The sequence below is a fragment of the Flavobacterium sp. genome (genome assembly GCF_036741995.1).
Lineage (GTDB): Bacteria > Bacteroidota > Bacteroidia > Flavobacteriales > Flavobacteriaceae > Flavobacterium.
The window spans coordinates 37,265-52,541 of the sequence record NZ_DAINRG010000014.1 but is presented as its reverse complement, the minus strand read 5'-3'; the positions used below and the strand labels follow the sequence as shown (position 1 = coordinate 52,541).

17 protein-coding genes are annotated in these 15,277 nt (G+C 38.1%); 14 read left to right on the top strand and 3 right to left on the bottom strand.

Going from position 1 to position 15,277, the window contains the following annotated elements; genetic code table 11:
* The first annotated feature begins 294 nt into the window (after window positions 1-294).
* The 8 genes from thrS to V7D82_RS06610 all read left to right on the top strand — a co-directional run bounded on the left by thrS (window position 295) and on the right by V7D82_RS06610 (window position 6,644).
* Window positions 295-2,241, top strand: coding sequence for a threonine--tRNA ligase (gene thrS / locus V7D82_RS06645; RefSeq protein ID WP_333600193.1), 1,947 nt, complete (start codon window positions 295-297; stop codon window positions 2,239-2,241).
* Between the two features lie 16 nt (window positions 2,242-2,257).
* The gene (infC, locus tag V7D82_RS06640; protein WP_442902380.1) at window positions 2,258-2,812 is read left to right on the top strand and encodes a translation initiation factor IF-3; all 555 of its coding nucleotides are present in this window, start codon (window positions 2,258-2,260) and stop codon (window positions 2,810-2,812) included.
* A 29-nt stretch (window positions 2,813-2,841) separates the two neighbouring features.
* On the top strand, window positions 2,842-3,039 hold the full coding sequence (rpmI, locus tag V7D82_RS06635) for a 50S ribosomal protein L35 (RefSeq protein WP_011921545.1): 198 nt from the start codon (window positions 2,842-2,844) through the stop codon (window positions 3,037-3,039).
* 134 nt (window positions 3,040-3,173) lie between these two features.
* Window positions 3,174-3,518, top strand: a complete 345-nt coding sequence (rplT, locus tag V7D82_RS06630) for a 50S ribosomal protein L20 (protein ID WP_333600192.1) — start codon at window positions 3,174-3,176, stop codon at window positions 3,516-3,518.
* Window positions 3,519-3,620: 102 nt separating this feature from the next.
* Entirely contained in the window at window positions 3,621-4,193 is a 573-nt protein-coding gene (locus tag V7D82_RS06625) for a Crp/Fnr family transcriptional regulator (RefSeq protein ID WP_333600191.1), read from the top strand.
* 78 nt (window positions 4,194-4,271) lie between these two features.
* Window positions 4,272-4,706, top strand: a complete 435-nt coding sequence (locus tag V7D82_RS06620; protein ID WP_333600190.1) for a carboxymuconolactone decarboxylase family protein — start codon at window positions 4,272-4,274, stop codon at window positions 4,704-4,706.
* Window positions 4,707-4,965: 259 nt separating this feature from the next.
* Window positions 4,966-6,249 carry a PAS domain-containing sensor histidine kinase gene (locus V7D82_RS06615; protein WP_333600189.1) on the top strand — a complete coding sequence of 428 codons (1,284 nt, stop codon included), beginning with the start codon at window positions 4,966-4,968 and terminating at the stop codon, window positions 6,247-6,249.
* Window positions 6,246-6,644, top strand: coding sequence for a response regulator (locus tag V7D82_RS06610; RefSeq protein ID WP_333600188.1), 399 nt, complete (start codon window positions 6,246-6,248; stop codon window positions 6,642-6,644). Before V7D82_RS06615 ends, V7D82_RS06610 begins: the two co-directional genes overlap by 4 nt.
* Before the next feature lie 52 nt (window positions 6,645-6,696).
* On the opposite strand, the gene V7D82_RS06605 is transcribed toward V7D82_RS06610, so the two are convergent.
* Window positions 6,697-7,539, bottom strand: coding sequence for an isoaspartyl peptidase/L-asparaginase (locus tag V7D82_RS06605; protein ID WP_333600187.1), 843 nt, complete (start codon window positions 7,537-7,539; stop codon window positions 6,697-6,699).
* Window positions 7,540-7,602: 63 nt separating this feature from the next.
* On the bottom strand, window positions 7,603-8,475 hold the full coding sequence (locus V7D82_RS06600) for a cyanophycinase (RefSeq protein WP_333600186.1): 873 nt from the start codon (window positions 8,473-8,475) through the stop codon (window positions 7,603-7,605).
* A 116-nt stretch (window positions 8,476-8,591) separates the two neighbouring features.
* On the opposite strand from V7D82_RS06600, the gene rluF reads away from it, so the two are divergent.
* From rluF to V7D82_RS06570, 6 genes are read left to right on the top strand one after another with little or no spacing between them, the layout of a single operon-like run.
* Window positions 8,592-9,368 carry a 23S rRNA pseudouridine(2604) synthase RluF gene (gene rluF / locus V7D82_RS06595; RefSeq protein WP_333600185.1) on the top strand — a complete coding sequence of 259 codons (777 nt, stop codon included), beginning with the start codon at window positions 8,592-8,594 and terminating at the stop codon, window positions 9,366-9,368.
* Window positions 9,369-9,740: a fluoride efflux transporter CrcB gene (gene crcB, locus V7D82_RS06590; protein ID WP_333600184.1), complete on the top strand. Its 372-nt coding sequence runs from the start codon at window positions 9,369-9,371 to the stop codon at window positions 9,738-9,740.
* 36 nt (window positions 9,741-9,776) lie between these two features.
* Window positions 9,777-10,781 (top strand): DHH family phosphoesterase, encoded by a 1,005-nt coding sequence (locus V7D82_RS06585; RefSeq protein ID WP_333600183.1) that lies wholly within the window; start codon window positions 9,777-9,779, stop codon window positions 10,779-10,781.
* A 2-nt stretch (window positions 10,782-10,783) separates the two neighbouring features.
* Entirely contained in the window at window positions 10,784-11,350 is a 567-nt protein-coding gene (gene gldI / locus V7D82_RS06580) for a gliding motility-associated peptidyl-prolyl isomerase GldI (RefSeq protein WP_333600182.1), read from the top strand.
* A gap of 9 nt (window positions 11,351-11,359) precedes the next feature.
* A complete protein-coding gene (locus tag V7D82_RS06575) occupies window positions 11,360-12,478 on the top strand; it encodes a peptidylprolyl isomerase (protein ID WP_333600181.1) in 1,119 nt (372 codons plus the stop codon).
* 38 nt (window positions 12,479-12,516) lie between these two features.
* The gene (locus tag V7D82_RS06570) at window positions 12,517-13,761 is read left to right on the top strand and encodes a peptidylprolyl isomerase (RefSeq protein WP_333600180.1); all 1,245 of its coding nucleotides are present in this window, start codon (window positions 12,517-12,519) and stop codon (window positions 13,759-13,761) included.
* A gap of 45 nt (window positions 13,762-13,806) precedes the next feature.
* Here V7D82_RS06570 and V7D82_RS06565 read toward each other — a convergent pair whose 3' ends face one another.
* On the bottom strand, window positions 13,807-15,261 hold the full coding sequence (locus tag V7D82_RS06565) for an APC family permease (protein ID WP_333600179.1): 1,455 nt from the start codon (window positions 15,259-15,261) through the stop codon (window positions 13,807-13,809).
* Between the last annotated feature and the right edge of the window lie 16 nt (window positions 15,262-15,277).

Sequence of the window (15,277 nt, the reverse complement as noted above, 5' to 3'; positions counted from 1 at the left end):
ATTTCTTTCCCAATCCAAATAATTTTTACCCTTTTTTTATTCTTTTTTTAATGCCCTGATATCATGAAATTTACAAATGTAGTTCATCGATACTTTATCAAAATCTTCGCAAATACTCAAAACAGACCACCCTCCTAGCCCCGATTGCAGCAGTTACCATGTAACGCGAAAAGCGGGACTACACTTCCTGAGAAAGCCATAGGTGTGCTACTGTAAATACTTTAATATATTATACTCTATATATTGTATGTGTTTTGGTAATCTTATATATTTGCAGTCCATAAAATTTTAGGAATGATAAAGATTACGCTACCAGACGGTTCGGTTAAGGAGTTTGCGAAAGGTTCGACTCCGATGGATGTTGCGAGAAGCATCAGTGAAGGATTGGCACGAAATGTGATTTCGGCTGCTTTTAATGGTACCACTATTGAAACGGAAACGGCATTAACGACCGACGGTTCTCTTATATTATATACATGGAATGACAAAGAAGGCAAAAAAGCTTTCTGGCATTCAACTTCGCATGTGATGGCGCAGGTTTTGGAGGAGCAGTTCCCCGGCATTAAATTAACGCTTGGGCCAGCGATTGACAATGGCTTTTATTACGACGTAGATTTTGGTGATAAAAAAATCACTGACGCCGATTTTAAAGCTATTGAAGACCGAGTGTTAGAGATTTCGAGAGAGAAGCATGAATTTAAGATGCGTCCGGTTTCTAAAGCAGAAGCCTTAGCGATATATAAAGACAACGAATACAAAACGGAACTGATTTCGAATTTGGAAGACGGAACGATTACGTTTTGCGATCACGCCAACTTTTTTGATTTGTGTCGTGGTGGTCATATTCCGAATACCGGAATCATCAAGGCAATGAAAATCATGAGTGTGGCAGGTGCTTACTGGCGTGGTGATGAAAAGAACAAGCAGTTGACCCGTGTTTACGGAATATCCTTCCCGAAGCAAAAAGATTTAACTGATTACCTGGAATTATTAGAAGAAGCCAAACGCCGTGATCATAGAAAATTAGGAAAAGAATTGGATTTGTTCGCTTTCTCTTCAAAAGTAGGGCAAGGTCTTCCTTTATGGTTGCCAAAAGGAGCCGCTTTGAGAGATCGATTAGAACAATTCTTGAAAAAAGCCCAGAAAAAAGCAGGCTACGAACAAGTAGTCACACCTCATATTGGTCAAAAAGAATTGTACGTAACCTCAGGCCACTATGCTAAATATGGTGCCGATAGTTTCCAGCCGATTCACACTCCGGCCGAAGGCGAAGAGTTTTTGTTAAAACCCATGAACTGTCCGCATCACTGTGAGATATACAATACTAAACCTTGGTCGTATAAAGATTTACCAAAACGTTATGCCGAATTTGGAACGGTGTACCGTTACGAGCAAAGTGGCGAATTGCATGGTTTGACCCGTGTTAGAGGATTTACTCAGGATGACGCGCACATTTTCTGTACACCAGATCAACTGGATTCGGAGTTCAAAAAAGTAATTGATTTGGTACTGTATGTTTTTGGTTCTTTAGGGTTTGAAAACTTTACGGCTCAGGTTTCTGTACGTGATTTGGACAATCCGGATAAATACATCGGAAACGTGGAAAACTGGGAGAAAGCAGAGAATGCGATTATCAGTGCGGCCAGAGATAAAGGATTGAATTATGTGATTGAAAGCGGCGAAGCTGCCTTTTATGGTCCGAAACTGGATTTTATGGTGAAAGATGCTTTGGGCAGAAGTTGGCAGTTGGGAACGATTCAGGTAGATTACAATCTTCCGGAACGTTTCGAATTAACTTACAAAGGCTCTGACAATGAATTACATAGACCCGTAATGATTCACCGGGCTCCTTTTGGTTCGATGGAGCGTTTTATCGCTATTTTACTGGAACACACGGCCGGAAATTTCCCTTTATGGTTGATGCCGGAGCAAGCTATAATCTTGTCATTGAGTGAGAAATATGAAAATTATGCGAAAAAAGTTTTAGAATTGCTAGAAAATCACGAAATTCGCGCCCTAATTGACAACCGCAACGAGACGATTGGAAAGAAAATCAGAGAGGCAGAAGTTCAGAAAATGCCGTTTATGCTGATAGTCGGAGAGGAAGAAGAGAAAAACGGAACGATCTCTGTTCGTCGTCACGGACAAGAAGGAAAAGGCAATATCACGGTTACCATTGAAGAATTTGCAAGAATTGTAAACGAAGAAGTAGCCAAAACATTAAAAACATTTGAAGTTTAACTAAAAAAATAAAGTCATAGCAATTAGAAACAACAGAGGGTATCAACCTCGAGTAGAAAAAAAAGATGAACACAGAATAAATGGTTTTATTCGTGTACCGGAAGTACGTCTGGTAGGTGAAAATGTGGAGCCTGGAATTTACAAAACTTCCGAAGCCTTGCGTTTAGCCGATCAATTTGAATTGGATTTAGTTGAAATTTCCCCAAATGCTGAACCACCTGTATGTAAAATCATGGACTATAAAAAGTTCGTTTACATGCAAAAGAAGCGTGACAAGGAATTAAAAGCCAAATCAACACAGATTGTAGTAAAGGAAATTCGTTTTGGTCCTCAAACTGATGAACATGATTATGAATTTAAAAAGAAAAATGCCGAAAAGTTCCTAAAAGAAGGATCTAAACTGAAAGCATTTGTGTTTTTTAAAGGACGTTCAATCATCTATAAAGAACAAGGACAAATTTTGTTATTGCGTTTGGCACAAGATTTAGAAGAATATGGCAAAGTAGAAGCAATGCCGGTTCTGGAAGGAAAGAGAATGATTATGTTCATTGCTCCGAAGAAAAAAAAGTAAGTAAGTTAAATTAAATAAACTAGGAAAAAATGCCTAAAATGAAAACAAAATCCAGTGCTAAGAAGCGATTCAAAGTAACTGGCTCTGGAAAAATCAAGAGAAAACACGCTTTCAAAAGTCACATCTTGACTAAAAAATCGAAAAAGCGTAAGTTAGCTTTAACTCACTCTGCGTTGGTTCACAAAACAGATGAAAAAAGCATCAAACAACAATTAAGAATTATTTAATAATCGACAATTTTTAATTGTCAATTATTAAAACAAATTCTTTAGGTTACAAATTATTTAATAACCTTGGAGTATGGCCAATAAAGTTCCCTTGATTCAATTCGGGACGCCTGCTACAAAAAAACAGAAAAATTATGCCAAGATCAGTAAATTCAGTTGCTAAAAGAGCAAGAAGAAAAAAGATAATGAAGCAAGCCAAAGGATACTTTGGTAGACGTAAGAACGTTTGGACAGTTGCGAAAAACGCGGTAGAGAAAGCAATGTGCTACGCTTACCGTGACAGAAAAGTAAATAAGAGAAATTTCCGTTCCCTATGGATTACGCGTATCAACGCTGGAGCTCGTTTGGAAGGAATGTCTTATTCACAATTCATGGGGAAAGTAAAAGCTAACGGAATCGAATTGAACCGTAAAGTTCTTGCCGATTTAGCGATGAATCACCCAGAAGCTTTCAAAGCTGTACTTAAAAAAGTAAAATAAACGTTTGTACAATCTCAATTTAACTTACTTATATATAGAAAATCCCAGTCGCAAGATTGGGATTTTTTGTTTTTAAAAAGTAACTTTGATTAAAACAAAACCATGTCTGGCCAACTCCTTCAACATCTTAGTAAACACATCCCACTAACCGAAACAGAAAAAGAGCTACTGCTGTCAAAAATTGTTTCCAAAAAAGTTAAGAAAAAAGAACTACTGTTGCAGGCGGGCGAAATTTGTACCCATCAAAATTTTATCGTGAAAGGTTGTTTCCGATTATACATCATCAATGACAAAGGCGCTGAACAAACCCTGCAGTTTGGCATCGAAGACTGGTGGATTACGGATTATATGAGTTTCTCTACCCAAAAGCCATCCCATTTTTATATTCAGGCGATAGAAAACTCGGAAATCATTGCTATTTCAAAAACCAATCTGGACCAGCTTTACACCGAAATTCCACAACTCGAACGCTATTTCCGGATTGTACTTCAAAAATCGTTTGCCGCTTCGCAAATGCGCATTATGTTTCTATTTACCATGACTGCTGAAGAACGCTACCATCATTTCAACAATGTAGTTCCCGAATTTGTACAACGCGTGCCGCAATACATGATTGCTTCTTATCTCGATTTTTCTGCTGAATTCCTCAGTAAAATAAGAGCCGGAAAAGTATAATTGGTTTTCTTGAACTAGTTCAAGTTTTTTGAAAAAGATATGGGGGAACTTTGTATCGAACTTTAAAAAACATTCAAAATGGAAACCAGAGTAAACATTTTACAGACACAACCCGAAGCCTACAAAGCCATGATGGGATTAGAAAAATACATCGCGTCAACATCATTAACTCCTATTCACAAAGAACTGATTAAAATGAGAGCTTCTCAAATTAACGGCTGCGCTTTTTGTATCAACATGCACACGCGTGACGCCAGAAAACTGGGAGAAACCGAACAACGAATTTATCTTTTAAATGCCTGGAGAGAAACCCAGCTTTACACTGAAGAAGAACAAGCCATCCTCGCCATGACTGAAGAAGTAACTTTGATTCAGAACCATTTATCAAAAGCAACTTACGACAATGCCAGAAAACTGTTTGATGAAAAATACATAGCCGAAATCATTATGATGATTACCACCATCAACGCCTGGAATCGAATAGCCATTGCAACGGAAATGCAACTTGCCTAATATTCTAAAAAAATCCCAACCGATTGGTTGGGATTTTTTTTTGCTGGCAACCCTTGAATTTCTTGAAAAAAAATAAATTTAACAATTATAAAATCATTTTTAAATTGGAATTTTATTACAAAATGTTTAGCTTTGAGAAAACAATATAATCCAAATAGTTCCTACTGTATATAACTAACCAATAAGTTGAGCTAGACCCATTTTACGATTATTATTCTTTTCAAATACCACAAAAAGAGTATAACTATAAATTTTGGATATGAAAAGTTTGCCTAAAATTGACTATCAGGCTGTTTTTAATAAGGTGCCTGGCTTGTATCTTATTCTCCTTACCGATTTAACCATAGTGGAAGTAAGTGAAGCTTATGCAAAAGCTACGATGACCAAACGGAGTGAAATTATTGGTAAAAATCTGTTTGAAATTTTCCCGGATAATCCAGAAGATTCTACCGCTGATGGTGTGGCTAATCTTCGTGGCTCCTTAAATTTTGTACTTAGGAATAAAACAGCTCATACGATGGCTGTTCAAAAATATGATATCCGAAAACCCAATGGTAAATTTGAAATCCGGTATTGGAGCCCCCTGAACAAACCTGTTTTTGATTCCAATAATGACATTGCCTATATTATTCATCGTGTGGAAGATGTAACAGACTTTATAAGATTAGAAGATGAACGAATACAAAATCAACTACTTTCATCAGAATTGCAAGTTCGTTTGAAAGAAATGGAAATAGAAATCATCAAACGTTCCCGCGAAATTCAGCAAATGAATGCTCAACTAGAACAAAAAGTCACCGAACGAACGAACCATTTGAAGGAAGCTAACGAGACAATAAAGAAAAATATCGCTATCCTAACCACGCAGAAAAAACAACTGGAAGACTTTTGCAACATCATTTCTCACAACCTCAGGGCTCCATTAGTCAATATTTCAATGCTTGTTGAAATGATTGCTGAAGACTCTGATGAAGAAGAAAAAAGAGGTTTAGTTGAAAAATTAAATATAGCTTCTCAAAATTTAAATGAAGTTTTTAATGAATTAGTGGAATCCATCCAAATCAGTCAGGACACCGAAATTCCTTCGAAAAAGTTAGCTTTAGAAACATATCTGCAAAAAACTATCTCCGGATTACAAGGACAAATTAACAAAACCAAGGCCACCATAGAAGTCCATTTTGATTTGGCACCCCATGTTCATTATCCTCCAAAATATTTATACAGCATTCTTCATAATTTGGTCAGTAACTCTTTAAAATACCATTCCCCAAACAGAGAACCTATCATTAAGATTACTTCAAAAAAAACAGCTAATTCCATTATTTTGGCGGTATCTGACAATGGACTGGGAATTGACCTGAAAAAAAACAAAGACAATCTGTTCAAGATACGAAAAGTATTTCACTCCCACCCTGATGCAAAAGGTTTTGGCTTATTCATAACAAAATCACAGGTGGAAGCCATGAATGGTAAAATATGGCTGGAAAGCACTCCCGATGTGGGCACCACTTTTTTTGTTGAATTTAAAAACCAAAAAATATGAATTCCGTAAAAAACCTACTACTCATTGACGATGATGAAATCTTTACATTCATGACCAAGAAAATCATCGAACGGACAAATTTGGCTGAACAAATAAAAATTTTCGAAAATGGAAAAGATGCTATTACCTTTCTTGAAAGTGTAGCCCATAAAACAGCATTATTGCCTGAAATTATTTTTTTAGATATTTCTATGCCTATACTTGACGGTTGGGGATTTTTGGAAGAATACATCCAGCTCAAACCCAAATTCGGAAAGAAGATAACCTTATACATTATCTCTTCCTCTGTATCTCCTCGAGATCACGAAAGAGCCAAAACGTACAGTGATGTCTCCGATTTTATCATTAAACCCATGTCCAAAGAAAAGTTTATCGACATTATTAAAAATTTATAACAAAAAAACCCAACCGATTGGTTGGGTTTTTCATATTTCTATTTTAATCCAATTAATTAAAAACTTCCTCCTTACTTCCATCAAAACTGGCAAACACCATACTCGGATGCGAATCCTGATGAAAGATATTGCCTTTGTTATCAATCGCAATAGCACCCGCAAAGCCGTCAAAAGGTTTTAATTCATTAAAGGTTTTTTCAAAAGCCTGTGCCAAAGTAAAGCCATCGGTTACTCGAGTTACAATCTTGGCAGCTACTGCCCCACTCACGATATCTTCTCCAACACCGGTTAAACTTACGCCGCAAAATTCATTGGCATAATTTCCCGCCACCGTAGCTGAATCGGATATTCTTCCCGGAATTTCAAAACCTTTTCCTCCTGTGGAAGTGGCTACCGCTATCTTACCATCAGCATCCAAAGCCACACAACCAACAGTTCCGGTTCCGGTAGCTACCAGTTTGGCTTCATATTCTGCACGACGTTGTGGAATTTCTGTGGAGAATTTTTCAAAACCGTGTTGACGGGCAAAATTTGTAGCTCCGCTTCCGCCCAACACTTTATCATCATAATTCAATAAAACCTGAGCAACCTGTACCGGATTTTTGACTTCTTCAATATTAATCACGCCACTCATTTTCAAAGTCGAACCATCCATCAAAGACGCACTCATTCTGATTTTACCATCGCTTTGGATTTGAGAACCAATGCCGGCATTGAACAATTCATCATCTTCCAAAAGCGACGTGGCATACACCACCGTCTCCAAAGCTGAATGAGATTGCAAATACCCATAAGCTTCTTTAGCAATGCGAAGTAACGCCTGCTGTTTAGCAACTTTGGTTTCATGATTGGTTGACGATTCTGAGAAAAATCCGCCGTGGATAATTATTTTCATTTATTAGATTGTTGGATTGTTGGATTGTTGGAAATCTAATTATCTAAAAATCCAACCATCCATTTAAACGTATTGCGATGATTTAATCGTCATTTTAAACGTAGTCAAATCAAAAGTATCATACATGCTCAATACATGGGTTACCAGGTGATTGATAGAAATTGGTTGACCCAATTCAACTTGCGTTAAGTTGGTGTCTTTTATTTCTCTGCCATCCACCAGAATAACCAGTCCGGAACCAATAGCTTCCATCTTGGTATTATGGGTAATCAACAAACCGGTATCTTCTCCCAATCCTATTCCTAAAACTTTAGGATTCCCAACAACCGATTGAAACAAACGTCCGATTCGGCCACGTTGTACGAAATGCGTATCGATAATAACACCGTCAATCAGTCCCAAACCGGAAGTGATTTTTACTTCGCCTTTCAACAACGCTTCGCTACTACTTCCCTGATAAATCATATTGTTAGAAGCTGCAGCAGCACCTGCCGAAGTCCCGGCATAAATAAATTCTTCGTTATGGTATTTGTCTAACAAAATATTGTGAAATGGCGTTCCACCAAGGATGGACGTCAATCGCAATTGATCGCCACCGGTAAACATCACCACATCAGCTGCTTTCAAACGAGCCAACACTTCAGGTTCCGAAGCTTGTTCGCGTCTTTCGATATTCAAGACATCTACATTGTCGGCACCTAAATAATGTAGGGCTTTCACGTATTCGGGGCCAATCTCTCTGGGGATTTTGGAAGCCGTTGTAATGACTTCAATGCGAGATTCTTTCTTATGCTTCGATTCTTCTATAATTCTCTTTAAAATTCCAGCCTCAAAAAAGTTCAAATTCTTGGCGGCATTTTTATCTAAATCGGTTTCAGTGAAACTACCTTTATCAACAGCGCCACCTATTATTATTAATTTTCCACGTATATTCATGTGGGTAAAAATAACAAAAACTTAATACGTACAACCCTTTTTTTACTCTTTTTGGTGCTAATTTATCAACGGACTTATCAAGAAACAGTATTCTCAAATTGTGTTATATTTGCCAAATGGAAGTCAATCAAACCCGTATCAATAAATTCCTTTCCGAATCCGGATTTTGTTCGCGACGCGAAGCTGACAAATTGTTGGAAGAAGGTCGTATTACCATCAATGGTGAGGTTCCCGAAATGGGCACCAAAGTTTCTATAGAAGATGAAGTGCGTGTGGACGGCAAATTGATTCGCGAAAAAACGGAAAAACCGGTTTATCTGGCTTTTAACAAACCCGTGGGAATTGAATGTACGACCAATCAAAATGTGCGCGATAACATTGTGGATTACATCAATTATCCAAAACGTATTTTCCCTATCGGTCGTTTGGACAAAGCCAGTGAAGGCTTGATTTTTATGACCAATGACGGCGATATCGTAAATAAAATTCTGCGTGCCCGAAACAACCACGAGAAAGAATATGTGGTAACGGTTAATCGCCCGATTACCGATAGATTTATTGAACGCATGAGCAACGGCATTCCGATTTTGGACACCGTTACCCGAAAATGCAAAGTGGAGCAAATCAGCAAATATGTTTTCCGAATCATCTTAACGCAAGGTTTAAACCGTCAAATCCGCAGAATGTGTGAGTACCTGGATTATGAAGTTACCGCTTTGAAAAGAACCCGAATTATCAACATCTCGCTCGATGTTCATGTGGGCCGTTACCGTGATTTGACCGATGACGAAATCAAACAATTGAACAAACTGATTGAACCTTCGAGCAAAACCGAAGAAGCCAGTCTGCCCAAAGAAAGAATCATCCGAAACAACAATAACAAAAGAACCTAAATGCTAAAAACGATTCTATACATAGCGATTGGCGGTGCCATTGGAAGTGTGCTGCGTTTTCTGACTACCGTTTTGGTTTCTAAATTTTGGTCGAATCAATTTCCGTTAGCTACTTTTATCATCAATGTATTGGGTTGCTTTTTAGTGGGATTGTTTTTCGGGATTTTGACTAAAAACAATTTAACTGAGACCAATCTGAAATGGTTTTTACTAACTGGTTTTTGTGGTGGCTTTACCACTTTTTCTGCTTTTGGCTTGGAAAATTACAATCTGTTGCAAAACAATAATTCCCTGCTGGCTTTTGGATACATTGGTTTGAGTATTCTTCTCGGACTTTTTGCCGTTTGGTTCGGACTTTTTATTTCCAAATAATCGTCTATAACTGAAAAAAATGTAACTTCGCCAACTATGAAAAAAGAAGCCATTTTTGCCATTCAAAATTTATTGGCGGAGCCCAAAAAAATTGCGATAATTCCACACCGAAGTCCCGACGGCGATGCTATGGGTTCGACTTTGGCCTTGTACCATTTTCTTTTAAAACTGAATCATCAGGCGGTTGTAATTGCACCGAATGATTTTCCCAATTTTTTGGCTTGGTTGCCGGGTTCTGAGACTGTTTTGATTTATGAAAATGACCGAGAGCATTGCACCAAAATTTTGCAGGAAGCCGAAATCGTATTTACTTTAGATTTTAATGCTTTGCACCGAACCGGCGAAATGGAACAAGTGCTGAACAAGCTTACCGCCACGATGATTATGATTGATCATCATCAAAAACCGGATGGATTTGCCACGTTTACTTATTCTGATACGGCTTTTGGCTCGACTTGTGAGATGATTTATAACTTCATTTCCTTTTTGGACAAAACAGCCTTAATTGATAAAACCATTGCTACCTGTATTTATACAGGAATCACAACCGATTCCGGGTCGTTTCGTTTTCCATCGACAACCAGCACCACGCACCGAATTGTAGCAGATTTGATTGACAGAGGCATTGAAAACAGTGAGATTCACAACCAACTCTTTGACAATAACTCCTACAATCGTTTGCAGTTATTGGGAAGAGCGTTGCAAAACATGAAAGTTTTTCCGGAATACAAGACATCCTATATTTCGCTTTCGCAAAAAGAACTGGATGAATTTCATTATGAAAAAGGCGATACGGAAGGTATTGTAAATTATGGTCTAACCATTAAAGGCATAAATTTTGCTGCCATTTTTATCGAACACCGCGATGAAAATATTATCAAAATATCGTTCCGTTCCCAAGGTAATTTTGATGTGAATCAATTTGCCAGAGATAATTTCAACGGTGGCGGACACATTAATGCTGCTGGCGGAAAATCATATGAGAGTTTGAAAGAAACCATCAAAAAGTTTGAAAATTTAATTTCGAAAATAACCATTTAACCATGAAAAATAGTTTAAAAATTGTTTTGCTATTAATGCTTTTTGCAACCATCATCAGTTGCAAGCAACAACAAGCCCGCATGCCGGTTTCGCGTTCTTCGGGTACCTTTATGAAGGAATCGGTTATTCGAAATAAGAAACTAATCGCTGGCGAAGAAGGCAAAATAGATTCTATCATCAAAAGCAATCCGAAAATACAATACATCGCTTCTAACAAAGGCTATTGGTATCATTATGAAACCAAAAATGACAAAGACACCTTGAGACCTAAGAAAGGCGACGTGGCTCAATTTGATTATGAAATCAAAGACCTGAAAGGCAACGTGGTGTATTCTGAAGTTGAATTGCGTCCACAAACCTATCGCGTTGACAAACAAAATATCATGATGGGATTACGTGACGGTATCAAATTGATGCGAAAAAATGAAAAAGTGACTTTCCTGTTTCCATCCCACATGGCTTTTGGGTATCATGGCGACAATAAACGAATTGGTTCTAACCAGCCTTTGATTTGTACTGTAACACTGACTGATTTTAAACCCGAAGAAAAAGTAAAAACCGAGAATTAATTTATTGAAATGAATACAAAAATTGGGCTTTTCTTAGCCGTTTTAGCACTTACCCTTAGCTCTTGTAAAGATGACTATAAAAATTTAAAAGACGGTTTATACGCCGAAATTGAAACACCAAAAGGCAACATACTTTTAGAACTCGAATACAAAAAAGCGCCGATAACCGTGGCCAATTTTGTAACCTTAGCTGAAGGCAACAATCCTTTTGTAACAGCAGATTTGAAGGGAAAACCTTTTTACGATGGCATCATTTTTCATAGAGTAGAAAAAGGATTTGTTATTCAGGGCGGCGATCCTCTTGGCAATGGTTCAGGCGATCCCGGTTATGTTTTCAGGGATGAAATTACCGAACTTAAACACGACAAGACCGGAACTGTGGCGATGGCTAATTCCGGACCTAACACGAATGGTTCCCAATTCTACATTACTTTAAAACCAACACCCGATTTAGACGGAATGTACAACATTTTCGGTTATGTTATTGACGGAATGGATGTGGTAAATGCTATCGAGAGAAACGATGAAATGACCAAAATCAGTATTATCCGAAAAGGAGAAGAGGTTAAAAAGTTTAATGCCATAAAAGTTTTCAACGATTACTTCAAATCAGAAACGGAGCGTCAAAAAAACCAGTCAACCATAGAAGCCGAGAAAAAGAAAGCTTATCTCGCAAAATACAAAGCGGTGATGGATAAAAAAGTGGCTTATTTTACTGCCATGAAAAAATCAGCCACAAAATTGACATCGGGCTTACAATATGTAGTTTTGCAAAAATCAAAAGGAGAAAAACCTAAAGACGGGAGCTCGATTTACATCAATTATTCCGGATTTTTAGAAGATGGAACTCTTTTTGATACTAGTGATCCGGAAGCAGCCAAATTATTTGGAACCTTTGATGAAGTGAGAGCCAAAAACAAAAAAGGATATGCACCTTTGCCATTTAAGGTTGGAGGATACAATCAACTTATTCCCGGATTTATTGAAGGTATCGGGAAGTTGAAAATAGGGGAAAAAGCAATCTTATTTATTCCATCGAGCTTAGGTTTTGGGGAGCAAGGTGCCGGAAATGTGATTCCACCCAATGCCAATATCATTTTTGAAGTAGAAGTAAAAGATAAAATATAAGTACCAATAAAATAATTAAAGTTAATATCTAATAAGTCATGAAAATAAAAAGTAACATTCTTCTTTTGATTTGCTTAGGAATGCTGAGTGCTACCGCACAAACCGCAAAGAAAGTGGTGGCAAAACCGACCAAATCAACCAAAACAACTCCGGCTAAAAAACCGGCAACAGCAGCAGCTGATCAAGGTATTTTTGCAGAAATCGAAACCGACAAAGGCAAAATTTTAATACAACTGGACTACCAAAAAACGCCGGTTACCGTGGCCAACTTTATTTCCTTAGCGGAAGGAACCAATGCTTCTGTATCTGATGCGAATTTAAAAGGAAAACCTTTTTACAACGGATTAAAATTCCACCGAGTGATTCCTGATTTTATGATACAAGGTGGTGATCCTGCCGGAAATGGTTCAGGAGGCCCAGGTTATGCTTTTAAGGATGAGTTTACCGATGCTAAATTTGACAAACCAGGGGTTTTGGCTATGGCCAATGCCGGTCCGAAAACGAATGGTTCTCAATTTTTCATTACGCACAAAGACACCCAATGGTTGAACGGTAAGCACACCATCTTTGGTCAGGTTTTAAAAGGACAAGATGTAGTCAATGCAATCAAACAAGACGATATCATTAAAAAAGTAACCATTACCCGAAAAGGAGCTGAGGCTAAAAAATTTGATGCTGCTAAAACTTTTGCTGACTATATGGCCAACAAAGCAACTGATGATCAAAAAGAAGCGGAAATAGCTGCGGCAAACAGAAAAAAAGAAGCTGAAGCTGAAGCGGCAAAACAAGCCGAATACAAAGCATTATGCGGTCCAATCATGACAGCTAAAGCAAAATATTTAACCGAAACCAAAGCTACTGCAACTGAAACTCCTTCCGGATTGAAATACAAATTCCTTCAAAAAGGAGCTGGAAAAAAACCGGCAGACGGAGCTACCGTTTATATTCATTATGCCGGATATTTAGAAGATGGTAGTCTATTTGACAGTAGCTATGAAGATGTTGCCAAAGCTTATCACAAGTTTGATGAACAAAGAGCCAAACAAAACGGTTACCAACCCTTTCCATTTCAATATGGCAAAAAAGACGGTTTGATCCCTGGATTTATTGAAGGCTTGAATTTAATGAGTTTTGGCGATAAAGCTTTGGTCTATATTCCATCAAAATTAGGATATGGCGAAAGAGGTGCCGGAAATGTTATTCCACCAAACTCCAATATTATTTTTGAAATTGAATTATTGGAAGCTCCTACACCCAACACAGCAGCAGTACCAACAAAATAATTACTACTTATTTATAAAAAAAGCCCCGATTTCTCGGGGCTTTTTTTATGCTTCTTTTTTATGCATAAACAGATAGTAAACCGGAACGCCAAGGGCTACTATCACTAAACCAAATCCGGTATTTCTGGTATCGTAAATCAATAGATCAATACAAATAAGACTAGTCAGAATGATATATAAAATAGGAACTAATGGATAGCCAAATGCTTTGTAAGGCCGCTCAGCATCAGGTTCCTTTCTGCGCAGAATAAACAACCCGCCTATGGTTAAAATATAAAACAGCAACGAGGCAAAAGTGGCATAGGTCAGTAAGTCACCATAGCGCCCGGTTAAGCAAAGAAAACAAGCCCATACACATTGCACCCAAAGCGCTCTGGATGGCACATCATAGTCATTTAATTCTGCTGCTTTTTTGAAAAACAGACCGTCTTTAGCCATGGCATAAAACAATCGGCCACCGGAAAGAATCAACCCACTATTGCATCCAAAAGTGGATACCATAATCAAACCTGCCATCATAAAAACTCCGATGTTTCCCATAATAGCACTAGCCGCCGCCGCTCCTACCCTATCCTGAGCCGCAAACATGATTCCGTGTTGTGCTACAGTAGCCGTTTCTCCGGGAATTCCATGTAAAGGCAATAGCGCTAAGTAAGCAATATTGGCCAAAATATAAATGATGGTTACAATCAAAGTTCCCAGGAATAAACTGCGGGGGATATTCTTTTTCGGATCTTTAATTTCTCCGGCAATAAAAGTCACATTATTCCAGGCATCACTCGAAAACAAGGAATTGATGATGGTAGCGCCCATAGCGCCCAAGAGGGCAACACCTGATAATTTCGTAAAGGTTAGTGTCCCGTCAGCTTCTAAAGTGGTTTTGCCGGCTTCCCACATATTGGTAAAGTTTTGGGCAAAAGTATCGGTATGGAATCCTATATAAATCCCTAATGTTATCAAAGCAAACAAAGCAATCAATTTGGCAGAAGTAAAAACCAATTGAATAATTTTCCCGCTTTTGATTCCTTTGGTATTAATAAAAGTCAGCAAAATGATAATGAACATCGCTAAAATCTGTTTGTTGGTAAAGGCAAAACTTTCGCCTAAAGTCAGTATTTTATTTTCCAAAAAAGGGAAGAATACCGCAGTATAATTGGAAAAAGCGACTGCCACTGCTGCAATTGTTCCGGTTTGAATTACGGTAAAAACGGTCCAGCCGTATAAAAAGGAAATCAGCTTTCCATACGCCCGTTGAATGTAAACATATTGTCCGCCGGCGTTGGGCATCATCCCGGCCAATTCGCCATAACTTAAGGCAGCCGACATAGTCAGTAATCCTGTGACTAGCCAAATGACTAATATCCAGGCAGCCGAACCTACATCTCGAGCCATGGCTGCTGTTACTAAAAAGATTCCGGATCCTATCATGGAACCGGCAACTAAACTCGTGGCATCAATTAATCCTAAAGAACGTTTTAATTCGTGTTTTACTTCTGGCATAAGGTTGGTTTTGATT